Origin of the sequence: Nocardia sp. 852002-51101_SCH5132738 (genome assembly GCF_001665695.1) — a bacterium.
Lineage (GTDB): Bacteria > Actinomycetota > Actinomycetes > Mycobacteriales > Mycobacteriaceae > Nocardia > Nocardia nova.
The window spans coordinates 18,545-43,886 of record NZ_LZML01000041.1; the positions used below are offsets into that span (position 1 = coordinate 18,545).

At 69.8% G+C, this 25,342-nt stretch carries 21 protein-coding genes; 9 read left to right on the top strand and 12 right to left on the bottom strand.

The features are described from left to right. Positions 1-4: 4 nt before the first annotated feature. Positions 5-232, bottom strand: coding sequence for a hypothetical protein (locus A5789_RS37215; protein WP_169812432.1), 228 nt, complete (start codon positions 230-232; stop codon positions 5-7). A gap of 165 nt (positions 233-397) precedes the next feature. Here A5789_RS37215 and A5789_RS06165 point away from each other — a divergent pair, with 165 nt between their 5' ends. After that, a complete protein-coding gene (locus tag A5789_RS06165) occupies positions 398-1,549 on the top strand; it encodes a serine hydrolase domain-containing protein (protein WP_064901885.1) in 1,152 nt (383 codons plus the stop codon). A 32-nt stretch (positions 1,550-1,581) separates the two neighbouring features. Here the strand turns inward: A5789_RS06165 and A5789_RS06170 are convergent, their stop codons facing one another. Continuing rightward, positions 1,582-1,974, bottom strand: a complete 393-nt coding sequence (locus A5789_RS06170; protein WP_064901886.1) for a hypothetical protein — start codon at positions 1,972-1,974, stop codon at positions 1,582-1,584. 95 nt (positions 1,975-2,069) lie between these two features. On the opposite strand from A5789_RS06170, the gene A5789_RS06175 reads away from it, so the two are divergent. Then, on the top strand, positions 2,070-2,528 hold the full coding sequence (locus A5789_RS06175) for a MarR family transcriptional regulator (protein WP_064901887.1): 459 nt from the start codon (positions 2,070-2,072) through the stop codon (positions 2,526-2,528). 15 nt (positions 2,529-2,543) lie between these two features. Here A5789_RS06175 and A5789_RS06180 read toward each other — a convergent pair whose 3' ends face one another. Both A5789_RS06180 and A5789_RS06185 read right to left on the bottom strand, forming a co-directional pair. Continuing rightward, positions 2,544-3,011: a nuclear transport factor 2 family protein gene (locus tag A5789_RS06180; RefSeq protein ID WP_064901888.1), complete on the bottom strand. Its 468-nt coding sequence runs from the start codon at positions 3,009-3,011 to the stop codon at positions 2,544-2,546. Between the two features lie 10 nt (positions 3,012-3,021). Continuing rightward, complete coding sequence (locus A5789_RS06185) at positions 3,022-3,606, bottom strand: NADPH-dependent FMN reductase (protein WP_064901889.1); 585 nt, start codon at positions 3,604-3,606, stop codon at positions 3,022-3,024. Between the two features lie 159 nt (positions 3,607-3,765). Here A5789_RS06185 and A5789_RS06190 point away from each other — a divergent pair, with 159 nt between their 5' ends. Beyond that, a complete protein-coding gene (locus A5789_RS06190) occupies positions 3,766-4,254 on the top strand; it encodes a M15 family metallopeptidase (RefSeq protein WP_063015778.1) in 489 nt (162 codons plus the stop codon). A gap of 219 nt (positions 4,255-4,473) precedes the next feature. After that, positions 4,474-4,716, top strand: coding sequence for a hypothetical protein (locus tag A5789_RS06195; protein WP_064901890.1), 243 nt, complete (start codon positions 4,474-4,476; stop codon positions 4,714-4,716). Between the two features lie 43 nt (positions 4,717-4,759). Here A5789_RS06195 and A5789_RS06200 read toward each other — a convergent pair whose 3' ends face one another. The 5 genes from A5789_RS06200 to A5789_RS06220 form a co-directional block, all read right to left on the bottom strand. Next, a complete protein-coding gene (locus A5789_RS06200) occupies positions 4,760-8,980 on the bottom strand; it encodes a TIGR02680 family protein (RefSeq protein WP_064901891.1) in 4,221 nt (1,406 codons plus the stop codon). Positions 8,981-8,982: 2 nt separating this feature from the next. Then, complete coding sequence (locus tag A5789_RS06205; protein ID WP_064901926.1) at positions 8,983-10,425, bottom strand: DUF2398 family protein; 1,443 nt, start codon at positions 10,423-10,425, stop codon at positions 8,983-8,985. Then, positions 10,425-11,933, bottom strand: a complete 1,509-nt coding sequence (locus A5789_RS06210) for a TIGR02677 family protein (RefSeq protein WP_063019361.1) — start codon at positions 11,931-11,933, stop codon at positions 10,425-10,427. The genes A5789_RS06205 and A5789_RS06210 overlap by 1 nt, the downstream gene beginning before the upstream one ends. Before the next feature lie 159 nt (positions 11,934-12,092). Further along, the gene (locus tag A5789_RS06215) at positions 12,093-12,857 is read right to left on the bottom strand and encodes a DUF2127 domain-containing protein (protein ID WP_064901892.1); all 765 of its coding nucleotides are present in this window, start codon (positions 12,855-12,857) and stop codon (positions 12,093-12,095) included. 58 nt (positions 12,858-12,915) lie between these two features. Then, the gene (locus A5789_RS06220; RefSeq protein WP_227462888.1) at positions 12,916-14,031 is read right to left on the bottom strand and encodes an XRE family transcriptional regulator; all 1,116 of its coding nucleotides are present in this window, start codon (positions 14,029-14,031) and stop codon (positions 12,916-12,918) included. 311 nt (positions 14,032-14,342) lie between these two features. On the opposite strand from A5789_RS06220, the gene A5789_RS06225 reads away from it, so the two are divergent. After that, positions 14,343-14,648, top strand: coding sequence for a hypothetical protein (locus tag A5789_RS06225; RefSeq protein WP_062965122.1), 306 nt, complete (start codon positions 14,343-14,345; stop codon positions 14,646-14,648). A gap of 72 nt (positions 14,649-14,720) precedes the next feature. Here the strand turns inward: A5789_RS06225 and A5789_RS06230 are convergent, their stop codons facing one another. Beyond that, complete coding sequence (locus A5789_RS06230; RefSeq protein WP_210743458.1) at positions 14,721-15,581, bottom strand: PAC2 family protein; 861 nt, start codon at positions 15,579-15,581, stop codon at positions 14,721-14,723. A 162-nt stretch (positions 15,582-15,743) separates the two neighbouring features. Here A5789_RS06230 and metH point away from each other — a divergent pair, with 162 nt between their 5' ends. The 3 genes from metH (at position 15,744) to A5789_RS06245 (ending at position 21,728) form a co-directional block, all read left to right on the top strand. After that, a complete protein-coding gene (metH, locus tag A5789_RS06235; protein WP_064901893.1) occupies positions 15,744-19,322 on the top strand; it encodes a methionine synthase in 3,579 nt (1,192 codons plus the stop codon). A 74-nt stretch (positions 19,323-19,396) separates the two neighbouring features. Continuing rightward, positions 19,397-21,037: a serine/threonine-protein kinase gene (locus tag A5789_RS06240; protein WP_064901894.1), complete on the top strand. Its 1,641-nt coding sequence runs from the start codon at positions 19,397-19,399 to the stop codon at positions 21,035-21,037. A 25-nt stretch (positions 21,038-21,062) separates the two neighbouring features. Continuing rightward, a complete protein-coding gene (locus A5789_RS06245) occupies positions 21,063-21,728 on the top strand; it encodes an HAD family phosphatase (RefSeq protein ID WP_227462889.1) in 666 nt (221 codons plus the stop codon). Here A5789_RS06245 and A5789_RS37220 read toward each other — a convergent pair. After that, positions 21,685-22,122 carry a helix-turn-helix transcriptional regulator gene (locus tag A5789_RS37220; RefSeq protein ID WP_064901895.1) on the bottom strand — a complete coding sequence of 146 codons (438 nt, stop codon included), beginning with the start codon at positions 22,120-22,122 and terminating at the stop codon, positions 21,685-21,687. The two genes, A5789_RS06245 and A5789_RS37220, sit on opposite strands and share 44 nt — an antisense overlap. Then, on the bottom strand, positions 22,037-24,202 hold the full coding sequence (locus A5789_RS06255) for an AAA family ATPase (RefSeq protein WP_064923011.1): 2,166 nt from the start codon (positions 24,200-24,202) through the stop codon (positions 22,037-22,039). Before A5789_RS06255 ends, A5789_RS37220 begins: the two co-directional genes overlap by 86 nt. Positions 24,203-24,372: 170 nt before the next feature. On the opposite strand from A5789_RS06255, the gene A5789_RS06260 reads away from it, so the two are divergent. Next, positions 24,373-25,329, top strand: coding sequence for an arpA protein (locus A5789_RS06260; RefSeq protein WP_227462890.1), 957 nt, complete (start codon positions 24,373-24,375; stop codon positions 25,327-25,329). The last annotated feature ends 13 nt before the right edge of the window (positions 25,330-25,342 follow it).

The window sequence follows — 25,342 nt, forward strand, 5'->3', positions numbered from 1 at the left end:
CGTCCTATCGCGACGTCGATGTGGCCGCACGCCACCGAGCTCGTCCCGCCCGGTGCCGGCCGGTGGGTGCGACGCCACCTTGGCGCACCAGGCGCCGCCGGGTCACCTCGTCGGCCTGCGCGGGGATCCTCCGGGTTCGTCCCGGCGCCAGGGAGGCGACTGCGACCAGTGCGCTCGCCCCCAGTGCGGCGGCCAGCGGCACCAGGGTGTTCGCGGTCAGCGGAAGAGCCATGACTGCCTCCTCGTCGTCGGGCCGGCAGAGCACACGACCGCTTCGCACGCTATCGGGTGATTCGGACTCGCGGCAGAGCGACACGCCGCCGCGCATTTCGCCCCGGTGCGCCGGGTTCGGCGGCGAACACCGGCGACAGTCTCTGTAACGTGTTCTAATTCTGTGATGACCGGCGTACAGGGATGGGTGGATCCGGCCTTCGAGGCGGTCCGCGAGGTGTTTGCCGCCAACCTGGGCGAGGGGCGCGATCTGGGCGCCTCCGTGGCGGTGTGTGTCGACGGGCGCGCTGTGGTGGATCTGTGGGGTGGTGTCGCCGACGAACGCACCGGGCGGGCGTGGGAGCAGGACACGGCCTGCGTCGTCTTCTCCTGCACGAAAGCGGTCACCGCGACGGCGGCTCTCGCCGTCGCGCACGACCTCGGCATCGACCCGGACGAGCCGGTCGCGGGGTGGTGGCCCGAGTACGCGGTCGCCGGCAAGGAATCCACGACGCTCGCCGACATGCTGACCCATCGCGCCGGGCTGCCCGTCTTCGAGCAGCCGATCACGGTGGCCGAGGCCGCCGACGCGGAACTGATGGCACGCACCCTCGCGGCGCAGCGCCCGATGTGGCGTCCGGGTAGCGAACACGGTTATCACGCATTGACTTTCGGCTGGCTGGTGGGCGAATTCGTACGCCGCCATACCCAGTCGACGGTCGGTGAGTATGTGCGCGGCCACTTCGGTGCGGATCTGCGCATCGGTGTTTCCGCCGACGAGGCCGCTCGAGCGGCGCGCCTGGCCCGCCCGCCCGCCGCCGAGATGGTGTGGACCGACGACAGCGGGCCGATCGATGCGGCCGCGGCGGCCCGCGTGGCAGAGGCGTATCGCGATCCGGATTCGCTGCTGATGCGCTCCTCGTCCAATCCCACTGCGGCATACAATAATTCGGATGTGCTGGCGGGTGGGTGGCCGGCGTCGGGTCTGGTCGTCACAGCTCGCGCTCTCGCCGGCTTCTATCGCGACCTCGTCGCGGGAACGCTGTTGCCGCAGGCGGTCCTCGCCGAGGCCACGCGGGAGCGGGTGCGCGGGGTGGACGCGGTGCTGCAACTCGAGACGGCGTTCGGCTGGGGATACATGCTGCCGTCGCAGAACTTCGTCCTGCCGGACACCGCGGCACCCACCGCGTTCGGACACCCCGGCGCGGGCGGCTCGATCGGCATGGGTGATGTCGACAACCGGGTGGCGATCGCCTTCGTTCCGAATCTGCGCCGTGACTGGCTCGCCGGTGACCGGCGAGCCTACGACCTGGTCGCCGCCGTCTACGACTGCCTGTGATCGTCGCCGGAAGGCTTCGCCGCGAGCGGAATTCAGGCGAATGCGGCCGCTCTGCGGAGGGCGTCGAGGGTGGTCTCCGGTGATGTGTTGAAGCAGAACCGGATTCCCGGCGCCGCCTCGGCGAGGAGATTGACCACGCGCTCGAAGAGCAGGGTGTGCTCGGGTATGGCTCGCACCGCCCCGCCCACCATGACGAGGTCGAACGACCGGGTCGCCAGCACCGCGCGGATCTCGTGCTCGGCCTCGTCGGGCGACGCGGAGACAAGGCACGGTGTGATATCGAATTCGGTATCGCGCAGCGCGGCATTGGCGGCGTCGACCCTGGCGGTGAGTTGCTCCTCGTCCAGATCGGGAAGGCGACTGTAGTCCAGCGCTCGTGGATCCAATCCGATGGTCAGCGCGCGGAGCCGGGCGGGATCGGTCATCGTTCTCCTCCGAGAAGGGGGCAGTTGTCCACATGGGACGATGGGCCTGTTCGGCAATTTAGCTTTGAAAGCAAAGGTATTTGAGGGAGAAGGGTATGTCAACGGAGCACGACGGGCTGTCCCTGGACGAGAGCGTCCGGGCGATGGTGCTGCTCATGCCGCGACTGGTCGGCCGGGCGAAACGCCTGCCGGTGCCCGACGCCCTGCGATCGTTCGATCTGGCGCCGCGCCATCTGTCGTTGTTGACGTACGTGCTGTTCGACGGGCCGCTCACGGTCAACGAGCTGGCGAGGCGACTGGAGGTGGCGCCGACCACCGTGAGCCTGATGATCGCCGACCTCAGCCGCCAGGGCGTCCTGGAACGCCGCACCGACGACAACGACCGGCGGCGCACCCTCGTCACGATCGCCGGCGCGCACCGAAAGGCGGTGGCGGACTGGCTCGGTGGCGCGGATCGGGGGTGGCGCGCCGCGCTGGGCCCGCTGACCGCGGAGCAGCGGGCCCTGGTCATCGCGACACTGCGCGCCTACGAGGAAGCGGTCTCCGCCGGCTGACGTCGAAAGTGCTTGTCAGGGCTCGAGATCGACGACCCCGGTGCCGCTCGCGATGTCGAAGGGCACCGACACCTGGTCGTGCACGATCAGCCAGGTGCCGTCGATCTTGCGCATTCCGTAGGTGACCCGGACCCACATACCGCTGTTGGCCACCCCGTTCTTCATCGTGCCGTGCAGCCGGGCGAAGGCGTGCCCGAATGCCACGTCCTCGCCCACGGTGAACGTCAGATCGCGAATCTCGTAGTCCACGTCCTCGAAGAACAGGAAAACCTTGGCCCAGTTGTCGAGTTTCGCGGTGATCCCGACGTGCTGGAGTGGCGGTTCGACATCGAAGGACACGACGTCGGTCGCGTACGCCTGCCGCACGGCGTCGAGATCCTTGGCGCGCAGTCCGTCGACCACCCGGTCGATCAGGCGGCGGATCTCGGCTTCGTCGGCCGCGAGCCGGTCGGCGCGGGACTGAAAATCGTTGGATACGGTCATGTTCGGCTCCTCAGGAATTGGCGAGAGTGGTTTCGGCGCCGGCCCGCAGCGGGGCCAGCGCGGTGCTCCACGCGACGACTTGGTCCAGCGTTTTGTCCAGCGCGGCGGCGTGATGGTCCCGCGGGGTGAAGGTGGTGTGGTTCTCGAAATCGGTGAGCACCGAGATCGAGACCTGATAGCCCACATCGGCCATCCCCAGCGAGCTGCAGACCGCCCGCAGCTGCACAACCGCGCGGGCGCCACCGTTCGCGCCGTAGGAGACGAATCCGACCGCCTTGTCGACCCACTCGGCGAAGACGTGATCGAGGGCGTTCTTCAGCACCCCCGGCATCCCGCCGTTGTATTCGGGGGTCACCAGCACGAAACCGCCGAACGCTGCGATCCGCTCGGCCCACGCCCGGGTGTGCGCGTGCACCGAGGGGCCGAACATCGGCGGCACCGGCTCGTCCAGATGCGGCAGCGGGTGATCGCGCAGATCGATCAGTTCGAATTCGGCATCGCCGCGACGCGATGCCGAGTCCAGAACCCACTGCGCGATCTGGGCACCGTTGCGGTTGGGGCGGGTACTGCCGAGGATGATGCCGATTCTGGTCATGTCCGGAGCTCCTGGATGGCTGAAAAACTGGTACGTCCTTTCGACGACGCAGCCGCCCGGAATGTCAGGCGATGGTCGTGCCCGGCGGCTCGCGGGCGTGACGGTGGGCCGGCACCCGGTTGCGCGGTGTGGGGATCGGCGCTGGTTACGATCGGTTTCATGCTGCGAGGACTTGCCGGTACAGCCGTGGTGGTCGGTGTGGCGCTGGCCGGTGCCGCCGGACCGGGTCTGGCCGAACCCGCCCATACCGCGTTCGCCGCCGGCACCGAGGGACTGGATCCGCTGCTGGCCGCCGCCTACACGATGGCCGAAAGCCAGGCCCACCAGCAGGGTGTTCCGCTCGAGATCGTGTCCGGGCATCGCACCCGCGAGGAACAGGAACAGCTGTGGGAGCAGGGCATCGCCACCTACGGCGGTCCCGACGCCGCGCGGCGGTGGGTGCTGCCGCCGGACGAATCCACGCACGTAACCGGTAAGGCCATCGACGTCGGCCCGCAGCAGGGCGCGCAGTGGATGCAGGACAACGGAAATCGGTGGGGGCTGTGCCGGACGTTCGACAACGAGTGGTGGCACTTCGAGTTGCAGACCTTCCCCGGCGGCGCCTGCCCGCCCCGGTGGCCCGACGCCAGTGTCCGTCCGCACCGGTAGCGCGAAACTCGCGAATCGGATAGCTACCAGTCGGTATTCAGCAAACTTTCGGAGACACGCCCATTGTCCTGTCCAATACCGGTGTGGCGCACTCGCGGATGGGGCACTGTAAATGTCTGGCGGTTTCCCGGCAGACGGGCCGGGACGCTCGAAGCGATGGAGGTTCGGGTGCAAGGGCGGGTTCCGGTACGGCGGAGCGGTGCGATACGTGGCAATGCGGTGCACAGCGAGACCGGACCGGACATACCCACGGTCCAGCTGATCCCCGAGACCGGTCTGTCCTCCATACCGTGCGGATGGCTGCTGCCGGAACTGCCCACCGCCCTGCTGATCGCGGTCTTCGTCGGCACCGGCTGGGTCGGCTACGCCGCCTCCGACCGGCCGATTCCCGATCCGCCGCTGACCGTCGTGGTCGCACCCGGCGACCGGGATACGCTGTCGGTCACCTTCGGCGACCGGTGAGCCGCGCCGGTCGCGAATATGCCTGGCGCGCAACGAATTTGGTTTAGCTGGTCGGTTCCAGCGCCTCGTCGAAAGTGATGCCGCCCTCGACGGTATGCGGGGTGCGGCGCCGGTTGGGCGAGCCCAGGGCGGTGGTCAGATCGGAGCCGTCGTGTTCGGCCAGCAGCGCCGAGGAATCCCATACCAGCAGCGTCGCGCTGACGGTGTTCTCGGCGGCCGAATGCGCGAGGTCGTAATGCGCGCACGCGGGCACGTGATCGTAGGTGATCCACAGGTCGTAGCCGGTCATGAACAGGTCGAGATCGAAATCGACCGACAGGCCGAGCAATTCGCTGCGACCGTTGTCGTCGACGCCGGCGAACGCCTCGTCCAGTGCGAGCAGTCGCGGCGCCTGCGGATCGGCCGAATCCAGCATCACGTGCGCGGCGGCGAACAGCGGAAGATGCAGTGACACCGACTGTTCGCCACCCGAGAGCGCGCTGTGCCGGGCGACGGTGAGCCGATCCTCGGAGCCGTCGGCGGTCACCAGGGTGAACGAGAACACCCGCCACGTCCGGTAGTCCAGCGTGGTGGCCAGAATCTCCGGATAGGACCGTTCCGGATGCGCCGCGCGTGCCGCCCGGATCTCGGCGGCGAAATGCGCACGCACAGTGGCCAACTCGTCGGGACCCAGATCGGCAGCGGCGCGGTCCAGCAGTTTGCACACCGCGCGCGCCGACTCCGACAGATTGTCCGCCAGCACCCAGTGCACCCCGATGGTGTTGCCCGAGGACATGCGCCGCTGCTTCATCTCCGCGCCCATCCGGGCGATGAGATCGCGGGCGTCGCAGGTGCGTTCGTGGATCTGCTGCGCCAGCCCGGTCAGCAGCGCGTCCTCGAGAATACGCCGCTCGGCATCGGTCAGCAGCAGTTCCTGATCGGCGCGAGCCGCGGCGATGCGGTCGGCGAAATCGGCCAGTGCCGCCATCCCGTTGTCGTCGTGCACCTGGACCACGGTCAGGCCGTCGGCCGCGTCCCATTGCAGGCGGTAGTCCTGGCGCGCGGAGGCCAGTGCGGCGTCGAATTCCTGCAGCGCCGCGGTCACCGCGCTGCGGGTCGACTTGCGGGCGGACTCCCCGGCGCGCACGGAAGTGGTGGCGGCGCAGAGGTTGTCGAACAACTCGTGCACCTCGACGGGCAGGACGGCGGTCTCGTTCTCCGGCCCGCCGGATTCGATGCGATACAGCAGCTGATCGGCCGTCGACCAGGCCGCCGGCGAACTCGGCCACCGGCTCTCGGTGGGCGCGCCCAGCAGCGAGAGCAGATCGGGCCGCGCGTAGGGCGCGAGTTGCCGCACGTCGGTGAGCAATTCGGTCAGCGCGGTGCCGAGCGACTCGTGGGCGGCGCGATAGGCGCCCTCGGCCGAACCGACCGCTTCGATCGCCTCGGCGGCGGCCTTGCGAGCGGCCCGCTGTTCGGCGCGGACGGCGTCGATGCGCTCGCGGGCCTGCTCGAGTTCGCGGTCGATATCGGCGGCGTCGGCGCCCAGCGCCTCACGCAGCGTCTCGAGTTTGCGCAATTGCTCCTCGTACCCGGCTCGCGCGGCTTCGGCCTCCTCGGCGAAAGCCTCGGCCAGATCGCGGGATTCGCCGAGCCGGTCGCTGGCCTCGCGGGCGCGTTCGGCCTCGCGTTGCTGGTCGCCGCGCAGCCGCAGCAGGGCGGTGCCGGTGTTCTCGAAATGGCGGACGGCCGCGGCGAGCGCGTCCAGCTCCGCGGGGTCGCGAGGCGCGTTGCGGGAGGCGGCGACCGCGCGCACCTTCTTGTCGGCCGCGGTGAACGCCGCGACCGCCTGGTCCAGATCGTGTTCGGCCTGCGCCGCCGCCTCGGTATGCGAGCGCAGAACTCCCGCCGCCTCGGACACCGAACGCAGCGCGGCGATCACCGCACTGCTGCGCGGCAAGTCCTTCGCGGCGGCCGCCAGCCGGGCCAACTCGCCGGAGGCCTCATCGGCATCCGCACGAGCGGTCTGTTCGGTCTGTTCGGCGGCGGCGATCTCCTCGGCCAACTCGGCCAGGCGCCGCTCCCGGCGTCGGGCCCGGGCGGTGGCGCCGATGAATTCGGCCTGCGGCTTGTGGTGGCAGCCGATCTGGACACCCTGCCGGAAACCGCCGTCACCGCCGACGGCAACGAGGTCGCCGACGTGGGAGCCGTTGTCGCTCAATGCGATAGAGGCCAGGATATCGGTGAGGTGGGTGCGCGAGGCCGTAGCGATCGGCGAATCGGCATCGTCGCCGACACCGTCCTCGACGACCAGCACCTGCGCGAGAGTGGGACCGTCGGGCCGGGCGGTGGGCGGGAGCGGCGTCAGGAAGGTGTCCGAATCAGCCTGCGGCGCCTCGTCATTCGCACCGACCCAGGCGTCGAGCAAGCCCGCGGCCTGTAAAGCCGCCTCGATCCCGGCGGCTCGCTCGGCATCGATGTCGTCGGCGAAACGCACCAGCCGCCACAGCGGTGCGCCGGGACGCGTCGTTCGGGCCTCGGCGCGGCTCTGCGGGGACGGGGGCGCGTCGTCCTGTTCGGCCGCGACCCGCTGCTGTTCGGCACGCAGCGCCGTGGTGCGATCGCGAGCCTGATCGGCGCTCGCGCGGGCCAGACGGCGGCGATCCCGCAGCGACTCGGTGAGCGATTCGGTGTGCTCGGCCAGCACCTGCGGCAGCGGCGGCGCATCGTCGCCGCCGGCCTCGGCGAGCGCGGCGTCGAGCGCCTCGAACAATCCGGCGGCCACGGGTGAGTACAGCTCACCGTGGGTGTTCCACCAACTACGCAGGGAGGCAGCGGTATTCGCGCGTGCCAGCGCCACCGCGGCCTCCGCCTCGGCCAATTCGGCGGCCGCGGTGTCGCGCCGGCGGGCCGCACGCTCGAGGGCTCGCTCCGCGCGGGTGCGGTCGGCCGCGGCGGCATCGGCCACCGTCATCGCCTGGCGCACCGCGCGCACATCGGCGTCGCGTTCCTCGGCGTGGCTGCGCACGGTGGTGGTGAGTTGTTCGGTGCGGGCCTGTTCCGGCAGGGCGGCCCAGGCGATTCCGGCCTCCTCGGCCGCCGCGCGCAGTTCGTCCTCACCGCGGGCCAGGGCCGCGGCGGCGGTGGTGACCGCGGCGGTGGCGCGTTCGTATTCCTCGCCGCGCTGGTCGGCCGCCTGCTGGGCCTTGGTCGCCTTGTCGCGGTGGACCGCCGCCGAGGTCTCGAGCCGCCGCACCGCATCGGCCAGATCGTCGAGCTGCTGCTTGCCCTCGTAGGCGCTGGACCGCTGCAGCGTCTCCCGATCGGTCAGGGCCTGCTCGTAGGCGCGATCGGCCTCCTCGGCGCGATGCTCGGCGGCGGCGCGCTCGGTCTCGCGCCGCTGCCGCAGTGCCGCGGCCGCGAACAGCGCGGTGCTGCCGTGGGTCACCGCGTCCAGCCGCGAGCGCACCTGATCCACATCCGACTTCGCCTGCACCGCAAGGTATTTGCGATAGACGTCGACGAAGGTGCGAGTGGCGGAGTCGGCGGCGACCAGCCCCTCGAGCGTGCGGCCGACCTCCTCCATATCGCTGAACGAGCGGGCGGCGTCGAGGATCAGCTGATCGTCGAGCGGGCGCAGACCGTCGGTGAGGGCCTGCGACAGTCCGCGCGGATCGAGGTTCTTGGCCAGCTGCGGGCGGCGCAGCGTCAGGATCAGATTGATCAACTGGTCGTAGCGCTGCACACCGAGGCCGAACATGCGCGCGTCGATCGCGGCGCGGTAGTCGACGGGGCGGTCCACGATCGCGTCGGTGCCGATCTGCTCGGCCAGCTGTTTGCGGGTGAAGGGCCGGTCGTCGGGTCCGATCAGCGAGAAGTCCACGCCCACCCGGCCGTCGGCGACGAAATACCACCGCGTCACCTTGTCCGAGGACCGGGTCGCGCGCATGCCGATGCCGACGGTGACCACCTCGGGATCCGACCAGCGCCCGCGCGCGAATTCCATCCAGACATAGGAATAGGCCGAATCCTGTTTGCGATAGAGCAGATTCGACTTCATCGTGCGCTCTTCACCGGCGAACGGATTCAACCGCCGCGGTTCGATGCGGCCGTCGAAGACGAAGGGGAACAACACCTCCAGGGCCTTGGTCTTGCCGGAGCCGTTCGGACCGCGCAGCACCAGCCGCCCGTCGGCGAAGCAGAATTCCTGATCGCGGTAGTCCCACAGATTGACGATTCCGGCGCGGGTGGGAATGAAGCGGACACCACCGTGAATGAGGTCCATGGTTACTCCGTCCCCTTTCCTGAGGTACTGGATCCCGCGGCGTCGGCCGGTGCGGTCGCCGGTTGCCCGGTGGCGTGCGCGCCCAGCGATCGTGCCGAGGCGAACAATTCGGTTTCGGCCCGCGTGCGCACGGTGACCACCGCGCCCCGATAGCGGGCCAGCGCGGGCAGTGCCAGGACACCGCCGTCGACCATCTCCACCAGAGACAGCCGCGCCAGCAGACCGACCACCTCGGTGGTGAGCCCGCCCACGTCGGCCTGCCATTGAGCGGCGAAGGTCGAACCGTACCGCTCGGTGAGCGCGTGCACCGTCGCGCGAATCCACTCGTCGTCGACGAATGGATGGGTGATCGGCTCGGGACCTTCCTCGTCGGCCGGATCATCCGCGTCGCCGGGCTCCTGCGGCGCCGTGACCAGCGGCGCGAAGACGGTGGCCGCCGGAATGGCGGCATCGAGACCGTCGGCGATGCCGGTGGCGGCGGGCGGGCGCGGTTGCCGGGGCAGCGGATTGTCGATGTCGAGGACCCGGTCGGCGATCTCGCCGATCAGCAGCAGCGCGACCTGCGCGAGGGTTCCGGTGCTGGGGAAGCGCACATCGGAGAACCGGCCGGAGGTGTCGATCAAGGCCACACCCTCACCGCGGCGTTCGGCGCGCAGCCCGGTGAGCAACTCCACCTCCGCCACGATCTTCTCGCTGCCCAGCGCGGATTGTTCCGCCGCACCGAGGGTCTCGGTGTAGACGACCGGCAGTTCGATCAGCGCCCGCCGCACCCGGCGCGCGGCCGCGGCGCGCGACAGCACGGAAACCGTTGCGGCGGAATCGGTGTCGTCGGCGAGCAGGGTGCGCACACTGTGCAGGTGCTGCAACGCGCGCGGCGGCCGGAATATCGCGAACACCACCGAGCGGTCGATGTCGTAGAGTGCCTCACCCGCTTCCGGGTCGGCGGCCCAGCCACCGGCGTCGCCGTCGGCGAGGGTCAGGGCGCCGCGGGCGGCCAGCCAGGCCACCGCGTCCACGAACGCATCCCGGTCGGCAGCGCGTTCGGTCGACAGTTCCAGCCCTTCCACCCGCACGGCGTAGGCCGCGACCTGATCGGCCAACTCCGACAGCGTGATCTGATCACCGGCGCGACCGAGCGCCGCCAGGGCGAGGGAGAGATAGGCGTAGCGGCGACGGTCGAAGATACGATCGGCGGGGGTACGGGCGGGACGGCCGGTGTCGAGCCGGTCGGGGATCGGGAACAGCCGAGCCGTGGTCTCGGTGACCTCGAGCCGGTAACCGAGCAGCTCGGCCATGTCCTCGCGCAGTTCCGTGGCCCAGCGCCGGATCAACGGCAGCGCAATGCGATCCGGGAAGGTCCGGGTCACCAGATGATTGGCCAGCAGGACCCGCGCCGCGCGCTGGTAGCTGTCCAATGCGAGCGGGTCGATGGTTTTCGCGTGCATCACGACCGACCGGAGGCGGTGCGGGCGCGGGAATTCTCGCGCACCTCGAGCCGGCGGTGATCCAGATACAGCAGGCCCTGGGCCGTGCGCACCACCGTGGAGCCGGGATGTTCGCGGACCGTCAGCGTGACGCCGCTGTCGGATCCGGTCGTGCTCACCCGGCCGCTCACGGGCACCCACGCGGTCGAGGCGGCGTCGAGCAGCCGCAGCAGGACCTCGGTTTCACGTTCGTCGAGCACCCGGTCGTGCACATCGGCTGCGGCCAGCGACATCGCGGCCGCCGCGCGGGCCCGCTGCGTCTCCAACTGCGCCTGGCGCAGCCGCCGCACCCCGGCATCGTTGCGCACGAGCCGCGCGGGCGCGCCCGGGGTGGGCTGACGGCCGGTTTCGGCGAGCGTGCGCGCGATCTCCAGCGGCGCTGCCTCCCACCAGGATCGGTGGGCGGGAATGATGTCGGCGTCGGGATGTTCCATCGACAGGTGCCGGGGTTTGCCCAATCCGAAGACGACGTCGAACAGGGCGTGCGCACTGTCGGTGGTGGGCGCGGCGGCGAACCAACCGGCCAGATGCCGCAGCGCCGACTCCCGGCTCACCCCGCCCTTGCGTGTTTCGGTCACGCGGCGCAGCAGCGACAGCACCGCCGCGATCGCGCTCATGGTCGCCTCCCGCAACCGTTCGGCCTCGGTCGCCGGTGCGGATTCGGCGGCCGGGTCGGGCGCGCCGCGATCGCGGACCGCGACGAACCATCCGCGCAGCCCCTGCCAGCGAGCCCGCCAATCGGCTTCGCGCGCGCCGATGTCCAGCAGCACCCGCTCGTCACAGGACGCGGCGCGGGCGATCAGCGACTCGGCGCCGGTGTCGTCGACCTCGGCGATCGCGGCCGCCAGCCGGGGCGCGTAGCGGGCCAGATCCATGCTGAATTCGCGCATGTGCGCCAGCAGCGCATCCTTGTGTGCGAGAAAGGCTTCCGGCGTGGCCTCGGTCGTGCGGACCAGATCGCCGAGGGTCAGATAGAAATGCGCCGCGCGGTCGGCCAATTCGGACAGCGCGGTATCGAGTCGCTTCAGGATCCGGTACACCCGCTCGGCGTCCCCGCCGCGATTGGCCTGCGCCAGTGCTTGCAGATCGGCCAGCAGTTCCGGGAGCACCAGCCGCGACAGCGAGGCCTCGTCCAAGCGCGCGCCCAGGACCTCGTTCACCGCCCGGTACGCCTGATATCCGGCCTGCGAGAACTGATATACGTAGTGCCGGTTGCGATATTCGGCCAGGGTCGCCGCGCGGGTGCCGTCGTAACTGCGTTCCAGCACACCCCAGGTGTGCAGCTGTTCGAGCAGCGGCCCGATCTCGGTGGCGGTGGGGTGCGGGGCATCGAGCATCCGAGCCAGGGTGTCGGCCACATCGGAGGCATGCAGCAGCACCACATAGGCGGCACGCGCGTGATCGAAGGCGCGCAGCACCCACAGATAGTCGTTGCGCTTGTCGGCGGTGGCGAAGGAGAACAACCGCAGCCGATCCGCGCCCTCGATCACCGTCTCGTCCCGGGTGCGGGAGACGCCGTCGAACAGTGCGGGTTCGGCGGGTAGCAATCGGTCAGCGGACTCGGTCACCGGCACGAGCGTAATACCTGCCCGTGCGCCGCGGCGGCGCACCCGGGCCTCGGCGTGCCGTCACCCCGCCTCGGTGGCGACCGCGGAGCGTTCCACGGTCAGCAGGCTCTCCTCACTGTGCTCGCGATGATAGGCGGCGCCACCGCCGTTGAGGCCGAACAACCGCTTCGACCACAGCAACCACAGCACCGCGGCGATATTGATCACCAGGGCGCCGGCGCGGACGACGGTGATGCGCTCGGTGAGCTCGTAGATTTCGAGCGGTAGGAACAGCGAGGTGGCGATCACCGCGAAATACTCACCCCAGCGCTGCACGTACCACAGGCCCACGGCCTCCACGAATTCGATGACGGCGTACGCCAGCAACCCCGCCGCGATCCAGGTGAGCACGGTCGGCGACAGCGTCCAGCCCTTCTCGATGAACGCCACGATCTTGGAATTGTCGGGATTCCAGCCGATCTGGTCGGCGAGCGGACGGATCAGCGGCAGCTCGCGATCGAATGCGGCATGCAGCTGCTCCTGCGAATTGCGCACCTTGAACACCCCGGCGGCCAGCACCACGAACACCAGCCCGCGGATCACGCGTTCGGTGGCCAGCAGCCGCATTATCAGCCGGTCGCGCAGCAGCCGCCCGCGCGGCACCTCGGGCGCCGCGCCGGCCGGGCCGCGTCCGCGCGGTTCGCCGATCACGAAGTTCCCGCAGCGCAGACACCGCCAGGCTTCGCCGGCGGCCGTCGAAACATGCAGGCGCGCAGCCAGTTCCGCTTCGTCGGGGGCGTAGGTGGCGTGCCCGTGCCACGAGCAGCTGCGCAGACTGAAGTCCATTCGTCGCAGCGTACAACCCCGGCGGCATCGTGCAATTCAGCGGCGCAGGCGAATCCGCTCAGCTCATCGACAGGACCCGCAGCTGCTCGAGGTAGGTGCGAGTGCGGGGATCGGACGGATAGCGTTCGATCATCTCCCGCGCCGCCTCGCCCGCGATCCACAGCAGTGAGGGCAGCGAGCGGCGCTTGCCCTCGAACGCCCGCATCGCCTCGTCGACCGCGAGCTCCAGATCGCGATCGCGGACCGCTACGACGGCCAGCGTCAGCTGTGCCTCGGATACGCGCATCGGCTGACGGACCGAACCGTCGAGGCCCGTGGCGCTGCGGATCACCTGGCGGGCATAGGCTTCCGCCGGGCGGTTGTCACCGGCGACCCGGCAGCAATCCATGGCGTAGAAGTCGAACTTCTGCGCGTCGACCACGAAGTGGTTGTCCAGATTTGCCGGATTGTCCAATTGCCGCAAGATATTTCGGCCGCGCTCGAGGGCGCGTTCCATCGCCTCGCGATCGCCGATGCGGGCCCACGCCTTGGCCTGCTGCGCGGCCAGCTGCACGCCGACGCCCATGCCGCGGCAGTTGTCCAGGGCGGACTCGGCCACCTCGATCGCACCGCGGTAGTTGCCCTGCGTGATGGCGAACCAGGCCGCCATTTCCGCACCCCAGCCGACGATTTCGGGATGGTCGGCCTCCTGTCCCAGTGACAGGGCCGCGCGGCGGGTCGCCTCCGCGGCGGTGCGCCGGCCCAGGTCGTAGTCCACACATCCGACCAGCAACGCCACCCAACCGGCGAGGACCAGCACCTCGCGATGCTGGGCCAGGGTCAGCCGCCCGTCCAGCAGCGAGGTGATGCGCCGCAGCCACGCGGTGCCCTCGGTATGCAGTTCGTGCGGGTCGGCGAAGGGATATTCGCAGCACAGCCGCTCGGCGGTGATGCGAATGGCATCCAGTGTGGCCGAGGAGATGTCGGACATCCGTAGCCGGCCGATGAACTCGAGCGTGTCCATTCCCGTTGACGACAAAAGTTCGTCGTCCCGATTCGGGCGCGCCTTGGGGAAAAACGCCGCGGTGACGGTGTCGAACGCCGCCGCGATGACCGGCGCGTAGAAATCGTCCGGGCGCGACTCGCCCGATTCCCAACGGCGCCAATTGCGTAGGAGGGTACTGTCTGTCGGCAAGTTGTGGGATGACTTCGCGCGCATCGCACGGACGGCATCCGCTTGGGACCACCCCCGGGCGTCGCGTTCGGAGCGCATCCTGACAGCCCAGACGGGTCGATCGTCACTCACGGCCACGTCTGTAGTATCCCACCAGTTAACGCGAGTTGGACCCAATAGGGCACGCGGTTGTCCGTCATTGACATCTGCAATTGCATTTGCCGATGACGGATGCTCGATTCGGGCGGTTTTCCCGTCCGCAGAAGGTGATCCACTAGCAGGTGATCCACAACAGAACAGCGAGTCCCTTACACATCCAAACGGAGGTTCGGGTGGAAGCGTTGATCTATGGATACGTGCGTGACGATTTGGCCGACGGTCACGCCGCCGAGCTGGAGGATGCGATGTGCACCCTGGCCAGCGAAGTCGGCCTCTGCTTCGCCGCGACGTTCCATGAATCGACCCAGGGTGACGGCACCGCGTTCGCCGAACTCACGGCCGAGCTCAAGCGGGCCGAGGCACACCATGTGGTGGTTCCGTCCCTCGATCATCTTGCGGGCCAGACCATTCCGCGCGACGTGCTGATCGCGAAACTGGCTCACGACGCGGAGGCCCAGGTGCTGACCATCGAGACCTGACCGCGCGCGGCTGTCGCCGGACACGCGTCCGCGGGACCCGTCCGCCGGCCGAGTGTCCGGCGCCGCCACCGGCTACAAGCCGAATCCGCCCTTGCCGCCGCCTCGCCGGCGCAGATACTTCTCGAATTCCGCGGCGATCGCATCGCCATCGATCTTGGCCATCGCGTCGTCGAGGTCGACCGCGGCGTCGCCGCGCTCCTCCAGCGACCGCACGTATTCGGTGACCTCCTCGTCACCCTCGGTCATCTCGTCGACCGCGGACTCCCAGTCCTCGGCCTGCGCGGGCAACTCGCCCAGCGGCACCTCGATATCGAGCACGTCCTCGACCCGGCGCAGCAGCGCGATGGTCGCCTTCGGATTCGGCGGCTGGGAGACGTAGTGCGGAACCGCCGCCCAGAACGAGATGGCCGGCACGCCCGCTCGCACACACGCGTCCTGCAGCACGCCGGTGATGCCGGTCGGGCCCTCGTAGCGAGTTTGTTCCAGGCTGAACTGTTCGGCCGCTTCCTTGCTGTAGGCGGTGCCGGTGACCGGGACCGGCCGGGTGTGCGGCGTGTCCGCGAGCAGTGCTCCCAGAATCACCACCGTCGTGACCTGCAGTTGCTCGATCAGTTCGATGATGTCGGAGCAGAACGCTCGCCAGCGCATATTCGGCTCGATGCCGTGCAGCAACACGATGTCGCGCTCACTACCGGGAGGTGAGCACACCGACAGCGTGGTCGAGGGCCACTGGATCTCGCGGGTCACGCCGTCGACCTGGCGCACGGTCGGCCGATTGACCTGGTAATCGTAGTAGTCTTCGGAATCCAGTTCGGCCAGCGGTTCGGCGTCCCAGATCAGTTCCAGATGTTCGACGGCGCCGCTGGCGGCGTCGGCCGCGTCGTTCCAGCCTTCGAAGGCGGCGACGAGAACCGGATCACGCAACGTCGGCATTGCCGGATCGGATGAGGCACTGGGGTTCACCCGGTCAGCCTACGGCGTGGCGGCGGTGTCGTTCACCGCATATTGCGGGATACCGCGTGTCGGGAGCGATGTGGCACGGGCCGCCCGGTCCGGTGGTCAGGATTGTCGGGGCCGCCCACTACTCTGGGGTACATGTCTGTGTCCTCCCGCGCCGAGTTCGATACCACGTTGCTCGACACGCTTGCCCGGCGTGTCGTGATCGGCGACGGTGCGATGGGCACGATGTTGCAGGCCGCGGATCTGACGCTCGACGACTTCCGTGGCCTCGAAGGATGCAACGAGATCCTGAACGAGACCCGCCCCGACGTGCTGCGCGGCATTCACCGCGCCTACTACGAGGCCGGCGCCGACGCGGTCGAGACCAACACCTTCGGCTGCAACCTGCCCAACCTGGCCGACTACGACATCGCCGACCGGATCCGCGATCTGTCCGAGCGCGGCACCCGGCTCGCCCGCGAGGTCGCCGACGAGATGGGCCCGTCCGCCGACGGCACGCCCCGCTACGTCCTGGGGTCGATGGGCCCCGGTACCAAACTGCCCACCCTGGGCCACGCCCCCTTCGTCGCGCTGCGCGACGCCTACGCCGAGGCCGCGCTCGGCATGCTCGAGGGCGGCGCGGATGCCATCCTGATCGAGACCTGCCAGGACCTGCTGCAGGTGAAGGCCGCGGTCACCGGTAGCCGCCGGGCCATGGAACGGGCCGGGCGGCGCATTCCGATCATCACCCACGTCACGGTCGAGACCACCGGAACCATGCTGGTCGGCAGTGAGATCGGTGCGGCGCTGACCGCGATCGAGCCACTCGGCGTCGACATGATCGGTCTCAATTGCGCCACCGGCCCGGACGAGATGAGCGAACATCTGCGCCATCTGTCCAAGCACGCCCAGCTGCCGGTGTCGGTGATGCCGAACGCGGGCCTGCCGGTGCTGGGGGCCAACGGCGCCGAATATCCGCTCACCCCGGGCGAATTGGCGAGCGCGCTGCACGGCTTCGTCACCGAATTCGGCCTCGCGCTGGTGGGTGGCTGCTGCGGCACCACCCCGCAGCACATCCGCGAGGTCGCCGACGCGGTCACGAATGTCGCTCCGGCCGAACGCAATCCGGCTCACGAGCCGAGCGTGTCCTCGATGTACACCTCGGTGCCGTTCGAACAGGACGCCTCGATCATGATGATCGGCGAGCGCACCAACGCCAACGGCTCCAAGGCATTCCGCGACGCGATGCTGGCCGGCGACTGGCAGAAATGCCTCGACATCGCCAAGGACCAGACCCGCGACGGCGCGCACATGCTGGACCTGTGTGTCGACTACGTCGGCCGCGACGGCAGCGTCGACATGGCCGAGCTGGCGGGCCGGCTGGCCACCGCCTCGACGCTGCCGATCATGCTCGACTCCACCGAGCCGCCGGTGCTGCAGGCCGGTCTGGAACATCTGGGCGGGCGGTGCGCGGTCAACTCGGTGAACTACGAGGACGGCGCCGGGCCGGATTCGCGCTTCCAGCAGATCATGCGCCTGGTGGCCGAGCACGGCGCCGCCGTGGTGGCGCTGACCATCGACGAGGAGGGCCAGGCTCGCACGGCGGAGAAGAAGGTCGAGATCGCCGAGCGCCTGATCGCCGACATCACCGGCAACTGGGGGCTGGCCGAGAGCGACATCATCGTCGACTGCTTGACCTTCACCCTCGGCACCGGCCAGGAGGAGTCGCGGCGCGACGGCCTGGAGACCATCGAGGGCATCCGCGAACTCAAGCGCCGCCACCCGCAGGTGCAGACCACCCTCGGCCTGTCGAACATCTCCTTCGGCCTCAACCCGGCCGCGCGGCAGGTGCTGAACTCGGTGTTCATGCACGAATGTGTCGAGGCCGGACTGGATTCCGCGATCGTGCACGCCTCGAAGATCCTGCCGATGAGCCGGATCCCGGAGGATCAGCGCACCGCGGCGCTGGATCTGATCTACGACCACCGCCGCGAGGGCTACGACCCGCTGCAGACGCTGATGGCGATGTTCGAGGGCGTGTCGGCCGCCTCGGCCAAGGCCTCCCGCGCCGACGAACTGGCCGCGTTGCCGCTGTTCGAACGCCTGGAGCGGCGCATCGTCGACGGCGACCGCAACGGGCTGGAGCAGGATCTGGACGCGGCCATGCAGGAGGTGCCGCCGCTGCAGATCATCAACGAAACGCTGCTGTCGGGGATGAAGACCGTCGGTGAGCTCTTCGGCTCCGGTCAGATGCAGCTGCCGTTCGTGCTGCAGTCCGCCGAGGTGATGAAGGCCGCCGTGGCGCACCTGGAACCGCATATGGAGGCCACCGACGACTCCGGCAAGGGCCGCATCGTGCTGGCCACGGTCAAGGGCGACGTGCACGACATCGGCAAGAACCTGGTCGACATCATCCTGTCGAACAACGGCTACGAGGTCGTCAATCTCGGTATCAAACAACCGATTTCGGCGATCCTGGACGCGGCGACCGACAAGAAGGCCGATGTGATCGGCATGTCCGGTCTGCTGGTCAAGTCGACGGTGGTGATGAAGGAGAACCTCGAGGAGATGAACACCCGCGGGGTCGCCGACCAGTTCCCGGTGCTGCTGGGCGGCGCCGCGCTGACCCGCGCCTACGTCGAGAACGATCTGACCGACGTCTACGCCGGCGATGTGCACTATGCCCGCGACGCGTTCGAGGGCCTGCGCCTGATGGACGACATCATGACCCGCAAGCGTGGCGGCGCGGGCGATTCGGACAGTCCCGACGCCGAGGCCGAACGCGCCAAGGCCGCCGAGCGCAAGGCCCGCCACGAGCGGTCCAAGCGCATCGCGGCGGAACGGCGCGCCAAGGAGGTGCCCGTCGAGGTGCCCGAACGCTCGGACGTGGCCGCCGATCTGCCGGTGCCGGTGCCGCCGTTCTGGGGCACGCGGGTGATCAAAGGTCTTGCGGTGGGCGAATACTCGGGCCTGCTGGACGAGCGCGCGCTGTTCCTGGGGCAGTGGGGTCTGCGCGGGCAGCGTGGCGGCGAGGGGCCGAGCTACGAGGAACTGGTCGAATCCGACGGCCGCCCGCGGCTGCGGTACTGGCTGGACCGGTTGTCCACCGAGGGCGTGCTGCAGCATGCGGCAGTGGTCTACGGCTACTTCCCGGCCGTATCCGAGGGGGACGATGTGATCGTTCTCACCGAGCCGGACCCCGCTGCGCCGCAACGCTATCGGTTCACCTTCCCGCGTCAGCAGCGCGACCGGTTCCTGTGCATCGCCGACTTCGTGCGCTCGCGGAAGCTGGCCGTGGAGCGCGGACAGGTCGACGTGCTGCCGTTCCAGCTGGTCACCATGGGCCAGCCGATCGCCGATTTCGCCAACGAGCTGTTCGCGGCGAACAACTATCGCGACTACCTCGAGGTGCACGGCATCGGCGTGCAGCTCACCGAGGCGCTGGCCGAGTACTGGCACCGCCGGATTCGCGAAGAGCTTGTGCTGGAAGGACATTCGGTCGCCGACGAGGACCCCGCCGAGGTGACGGATTACTTCAAACTCGGCTACCGTGGCGCACGCTACTCCTTCGGTTACGGGGCCTGCCCCGAACTCGAGGATCGCGCGAAACTGGTGTCGCTGCTCGAGGCGGACCGGATCGGCGTGTCGCTGTCGGAGGAGTTGCAGCTGCATCCGGAACAGTCCACCGATGCCTTCGTCCTGCTGCATCCGGAAGCAAAATACTTCAACGCGTAGGATTTTGGCGTTTCCGGGCGTCACGCAGAGTGGCAAGGCGGCTCGGCGTGTGAGCGCAGGAGGGGTTGGACACCATGAGTTCAGATCGGCTGATCGCCGGGCGGTACCGACTGGCCGATCCCATCGGCAGTGGAGCCATGGGGGTCGTGTGGCGCGCCAGTGACGTCCGGCTGCGGCGCACCGTCGCGGTCAAACAGCTGTTGCTGGCGCCCGGGCTGACCAAGGCGCAGGCGCTCGAGGCGAAGATGCGCGCGATGCGGGAGGGACGCATCGCGGCGCGGTTGCACCATCAGAACGCGGTCACCGTCTTCGACGTCGCGGAGGAGGATGGCCAGCCCTGGCTGGTGATGGAATACGTCGACGCGCAGAGCCTCGCGGCGTTGATGCGCGACAAGGGGCCGCTCGAGCCGCGCGAGGTGGCCCGGATCGGGGCGAAGGTCGCCGCGGCGCTGGCCGCCGCGCACGACGCCGGCATCGTGCACCGGGACGTGAAGCCCGCGAACATCCTCGTCGCCGACAACGGGACGGTGAAGATCACCGACTTCGGGATCTCGCGGGCCGTCGGCGACGTCACGGTCACCTCGACCGGCTTCCTGGCCGGCACTCCGGCGTATCTGTCGCCGGAGATCGCGCGCGGTGAGGATCCGGAGCCGGCGTCGGACGTGTTCGCGCTGGGGTCGACGCTGTATGCGGCCGTCGAGGGCGCGCCGCCGTTCGGTGAGGGCGACAACCCGCTGGCGGTGCTGCATTCGGTGGTCAGTGCCAAGGTGCCCGAGCCCAAGCGCGCCGAATCGCTGGGCCCGGTGCTGATGAGCCTGCTGGCCGCCGACGGCGCCGACCGGCCGACCATGCGGGAGGCGCAGCAGGCGCTCGAGGCCGTCGCCGACGGCCGATCGGCGGCGTTGGTTCCCGCGGCCACCAAGGTGCTGCCGCAACCGGGCGCCGACGCCGCGGCGACCACGGTGCTGTCGGCTCCCGAGAAGACAGCGCCCGCGCCCACCCCCGCGGGTGCCGGATCCACGGCGAAAACGCCCGCGCCGCAACCGAAACCGGGCCCGCTGCGCGATCGGCGGATCTGGGCGGTCGCCGCTGCCGCCGTTCTCGTCGTCGCGGTGATCATCGGTTTGGTGGCGACGTCCGGGTCCGACGACAACCACACCGCGGCGGCGGGGGACGGCACCACCTCGGCGCCGGGGCAACCCTCGGCGACCGCCTTCGCGCCGCCCGGCGCCGCGACCCCGGACGCGCCCGGTGGATCCTCATCCAACGGTGCGGGGGGTAGCGCGTCGCTCGGCAGCCCCGTGCCCAGCGGCCAGGTCCCGCCCGGCCCGGCGCCGAGCGGCGCCCCGGCGCCCGGCGCGAGCGCCACCCGGCCGGCCCCGCCCGGAACCAGCGCGCCCTACGGCCCTGCCCAGCCGGCCGATATCGCGAGCTTCATCTCCGGCTACTACGGCATGCTGCCCGGTAACACCAGCGGCGCGTGGGCCGAGCTGGCACCGTCGTACCAGTCCCAGACCGGCGGCTACGCGCAGTACTCGAATTTCTGGTCGACGGTGTCGTCGGTGCGGGTCGGCGGGGTGACCCAGAGCGGTCCCGGGCGGGCGGTCGCGACGCTCACCTATACGCTGAAGAACGGGACCGTCACCTCCGAGAGCCGCTGGTTCACGGTGGATACGGCCACCGGCCGGATGCTCATCACCGCGTCGGGAACCTGATGCGGAATCGGAAGGAGAGCTCCGGGTGACTGTGGCCGCCGTGCTGTGGGATATGGACGGCACCCTGCTGGATTCGGAGAAGCTCTGGGATATCGGCGTGCGCGAACTCGCCGAGGAGCTCGGCGGCCGGATGACCGACGCCATCCGGCACGCGCTGATCGGCGCCGACGCCCGCAACGCGCTGCGGATCCTCTTCGACGGCCTGGGCCTGGAGCTCGACCCGGCGGCGATGCTGGCGGCGGGCCAGTGGCTGGAGCGCCGGGTCACCGAACTGATGGCCGGGCCCATCCCGTGGCGGCCCGGTGCCCAGGACGCACTGGCTACGCTGCGGACGGCGGGCCTGCCGGCCGCACTGGTGACCAACACCAAGCGGTCGATCACCGAGCTGTGCTTGGAAACGCTGGGCCGTCACATGTTCGACGTCTCGGTCTGCGGCGACGAGGTCGACAGCGGCAAACCCGCGCCCGATCCCTATCTGCGCGCCGCGCGATTGCTCGGTGTCGCCCCGGAAGAGTGTGTGGCCGTGGAGGATTCGCCGACCGGCTCGGCCGCCGCACTGGCCGCCGGATGCCGGGTGCTGGTGGTGCCGTGTGAGATCGCGGTCCCGGCGCGGCCCGGACTCGAATTCCGCGAATCCCTGGTAGGCCTCACCGTCGACGAGCTTGCCCTGGTTCACGCCGGCGTCCGCTGACCCGCACCACCGAGTTCGCCGGTGCGGGCACGGCGCGGAGTCGGCGTGGCCTCGGTAGGTGGTCGGCGCCGACGCGCCGCTCGGGTGGCACCAGTGGTGCGATTTCGGCGCGCGACGCGACGGCCAGCTTCCGCAGGACGGCGGCTATCTGGGCGTCCACCGTGCGCGCCGAACTACCCCGCCGGTCCGCAATGGCGCTGTTGGTCCACCCGGCCGCCGCGAGCGCGGCGACCTCCTGCTCGGCCCGAGTCAGCAGATCCCATTCCGGTGCGTGCGGTGCGACCGCGAACTCGTCCGGCACGGCGATGTCACAGGCGAGCCGGCTGATCTGCCGCAGTGTCGTGCATACCTCGGTTCCCTCGCGATAGGCCGCGTCGAAGGTGTGCGCACCCACGAGCCGCCGGATTCCGTCCGCCGCGTGGTCGGTCTCCGCCACGAAGGGCCGCAGCTGCGCGATGTCGACGCCGAGCCGGCGGCGCAGCGCCGCGGCGGCGCCGAGCAGCCGCGCGATCTCCACGGCCGTCGTGTGCGGTGCGGCCGCCGGCGGCGCGGCGAGAGTCAGCCGCGCCAGTGCCCATGCCCGCGCGTGGACGGACCTGGCGCGCCAGGGTGGCGGGCCCGGCCGCGGCGGCCCGCCGCGCGTCGCCGTGCAGGGTGTCGGCGATGATCCGCGCGATCTCGGCCCACGACTTCGCCCAGTCCGCGCCCGAATCCGACACCGCCTCGAGGTGGCGGGCGGTCACGGCGAGGGCCTGCTCGGAGGTGCCGAGGAAGGCGGCGGCGAGTGCCTCGAACAGCGCGCTGATCGCCACATGCCCGTAATCCGCTGCGGCGGTGAATTTTTCGCGGGCGCGCGCCAGCAGCACCAGCGCGCGCACATCCTGGTCGACGAGCATCAGCCGGCAGCCGAGGGTGAAGGCCACCGGCGCCGGGAGCGCAATGTCGGCGGTGGGATCGGCGGCCACTCGGGCCCGTGCCGCAGGGTCGGGCACCGCGGCCGTCACACAGCGATCGAGTAACGCCTCGGCCTCCTCGGGCAGGCCCTGGCACAGGCAGATCCAGGCGATCGTCGCCATCGCCCGGATCCGCAGCGGCTCGGGCGCCGAGGTGGCGGCGGCCAGCGTCTTCTCGGCGCGGCGCCGTGATTCGCGCAACGAACCCCGGAAGAAGGGGACGTGCAACGCGATCATTCCCAACGCGATCTCCAGCCCGGCCACCGCGTCGTCGGGCGAGTCCAGGCTGCGATCGATGGCGACCAGCAGGTTGTCCCACGCCGCCCGCGCCCACTGTGGCAATCGGCCGTCGCCGTCGTCGGTGCTCGTGATGCGGTCGCGGTAGTAGCGGCGGTGCCGGTCCGCGAGCCGCCGCGGCTCGCGCGGATCCCGTTCGGCCAGGCGCTCCCGGGCGAACAGCCGCAGACTCTCCAGCAGCGAATAGCGCACCTCGCGGGCGCTCACATGCACGGTGACCAGCGATTGGTCGGCCAGCCGTTCCAGCAGCTCCTCGATGTCGGCGGCGGCCGGCTCCGCCGCGGCGTCGGGTCCGGCGCACACGGCCACGATCGCGTCGAGGTCGGCTCCCACCTCGAGACTCGGATCGTCCTCGGCGTCGGCCGGATTGACGTCGTATCCGGGCGCGAAAACCGACATCCGCTCGAACAGCAGCCGTTCCCGCGCATCGCACAGTTCGAACGACCACGCGATCACGTCGGTGATACCGCGATGCCGGGCATCCGCGCCGATCACAGTGGCGGGCGGCCAATGCAGACGGGTGTCGCCGGCGCGGCCGTCGAGATCGCGCAGAATCATGGCCGGTGGCCGCCGCCGCAACCGCGCCGCGGCGAGGCGGATGTGCAGCGGGTAGTGGTGCAGATGCCGGCAGATGGATGCCACCGTCTCGGCGGTGTCCGGGCTCAGCACGGTACCGGTCAGCGCCGCGCGCCGGTGGAACAACTCCTCGGCTTGGCGCTGGGTCAACGGTGGAAGCGGTAGGAGCTGTTCGTCGATCCAGCCGATGGGGCGGCGGCTGGTGGCCAGGACCCTCAGGCCCGGCACCGTCTCGATCAGTTCGGCGATCACTTGACCGGCGCCCTCGGTGACGTGCTCGCAATTGTCCATGACCAGCACCGGGGGCGTGGCGCCGGCATCGAGGGTTTCGATCAGCGCCGGCCACGGTGCCCGCCCGGAGAAGTCGTGGTCGGCGACCGCGCGGACCACCTCGTCGGCGACTCCGGCCGCGTCGGTGCCCGCCGCCAGCCGGGCCAGGCGCACCCAGTGCACGCGCCCCTCGCCGGTCCGCGGCAACCGGTGCACGGCCTCGGTGACCAGGCGCGTCTTGCCCAGACCACCCGCGCCGATCACCGTGATCAGCCGCGCGGGCCCGGAGAGCAGGGTCGCCAGCCGTTCCAGTTCCGGTTCGCGGCCGATGAATTCGTCGGAGGTGGTCGGCACGGTGCCCACCCGCAGTGGCGCCATCTCGCGACCCTACCGTCCGCGCGCGGCGGCCGGACCGGCAGCGGCGCGCCGCGCGACGTTGTGGTGGCGAATATCGCTGGCGCACATGGTTACTCGAGGGTTTGTGAGGTTTCCCAATGATATCCGGGAATCTGCTGTGTAATGGCGCCCGGCAGGTCACAATGATCTTCATGGCGGCGACAGGGGGTTGTGGCAACGTGGGTGCACCGAGCCGGGACGGCGAAACAGCTGGGGCAGAAGGTAGTTCGGAACGGGTCGACGCGGCGGCGGCCCGTCCGGCCCTCGCTGCCGTCGTCGATACCGAGCGCTATCCGCTCGACGCACCCGGCAGCGCCCGGTGGGACGAGGTGGTGCGCCGAGCGCGCGACGACCTCGCCGCCGACGGCTGCACCGTCCTGCCCGGATTCGTGCGCCCCGATCTGCTGGCCACGCTGCGCGACGAGGGCGCCGAGCTCGCTCCGCACGCCTATTACACGGTCGAGAAGGTCAACGCGTACAACATTCCGCTCGACAGCGACCTGCCTCCCGACCATCCGGCCACGATCGTGCTCGAGCGTGGAAACGCCTTCGTCGCGCGGGATCTCATCCCGCCCACCGCGGTGATCCAGGTGCTCTACACGAGCGCGGCGTTCCAGCGATTGGTCTCCGAATGCTTCGGGTTGCCACAGCTGCATGAATACACCGATCCGCTGGCGGGATTGTGTCTCAACGTGGTTGCGCCCGGCATGTCGCATCCGTGGCATTTCGACACCAACGAATTCACGGTCTCGATGCTGACGCAGGAACCGGATGCGGGCGGTGTCTTCGAATACTGCCCGCGCATCCGGACGCCGGAAGCGGAGAATCTGGCCGATGTGCGGGCCGTGCTCACCGGATCGGGCGACTCCTTCATCCGGCGGCTCACGCTGCGCCCCGGCGATCTGCAACTGTTCCAAGGCCGTTTCTCCCTGCACCGGGTCTCGCCGGTGGAGGGCACCACCCAGCGCCACAGCGCGATCTTCGCCTACAGCGACCGCCCGGGCATCGTGGGGGCGGTCGAACGCACCCGGCAGCTGTTCGGGCGGGTTCTTCCGGACCATCTGGCCGCGGCGGGCAATGCCGTACGCGGTGACCGACTTCTCGACTGATCACCCGTTCGAC

Bases quoted from the DNA above. Each gene is read 5' to 3' on its own strand.
- A5789_RS06165 (WP_064901885.1), top strand. From the start codon at position 398: ATGACCGGCGTACAGGGATGGGTGGATCCGGCCTTCGAGGCGGTCCGC.
- A5789_RS06260 (WP_227462890.1), top strand. From the start codon at position 24,373: ATGGCGGCGACAGGGGGTTGTGGCAACGTGGGTGCACCGAGCCGGGAC.
- A5789_RS06205 (WP_064901926.1), bottom strand. From the start codon at position 10,425: ATGCACGCGAAAACCATCGACCCGCTCGCATTGGACAGCTACCAGCGC.
- A5789_RS06230 (WP_210743458.1), bottom strand. From the start codon at position 15,581: ATGCCGACGTTGCGTGATCCGGTTCTCGTCGCCGCCTTCGAAGGCTGG.
- A5789_RS06215 (WP_064901892.1), bottom strand. From the start codon at position 12,857: ATGGACTTCAGTCTGCGCAGCTGCTCGTGGCACGGGCACGCCACCTAC.
- A5789_RS06170 (WP_064901886.1), bottom strand. From the start codon at position 1,974: ATGACCGATCCCGCCCGGCTCCGCGCGCTGACCATCGGATTGGATCCA.
- A5789_RS06175 (WP_064901887.1), top strand. From the start codon at position 2,070: ATGTCAACGGAGCACGACGGGCTGTCCCTGGACGAGAGCGTCCGGGCG.
- metH (WP_064901893.1), top strand. From the start codon at position 15,744: ATGTCTGTGTCCTCCCGCGCCGAGTTCGATACCACGTTGCTCGACACG.
- A5789_RS06190 (WP_063015778.1), top strand. From the start codon at position 3,766: ATGCTGCGAGGACTTGCCGGTACAGCCGTGGTGGTCGGTGTGGCGCTG.
- A5789_RS37215 (WP_169812432.1), bottom strand. From the start codon at position 232: ATGGCTCTTCCGCTGACCGCGAACACCCTGGTGCCGCTGGCCGCCGCA.
- A5789_RS06200 (WP_064901891.1), bottom strand. From the start codon at position 8,980: ATGGACCTCATTCACGGTGGTGTCCGCTTCATTCCCACCCGCGCCGGA.
- A5789_RS06180 (WP_064901888.1), bottom strand. From the start codon at position 3,011: ATGACCGTATCCAACGATTTTCAGTCCCGCGCCGACCGGCTCGCGGCC.
- A5789_RS06255 (WP_064923011.1), bottom strand. From the start codon at position 24,202: ATGGCGCCACTGCGGGTGGGCACCGTGCCGACCACCTCCGACGAATTC.
- A5789_RS06185 (WP_064901889.1), bottom strand. From the start codon at position 3,606: ATGACCAGAATCGGCATCATCCTCGGCAGTACCCGCCCCAACCGCAAC.
- A5789_RS06240 (WP_064901894.1), top strand. From the start codon at position 19,397: ATGAGTTCAGATCGGCTGATCGCCGGGCGGTACCGACTGGCCGATCCC.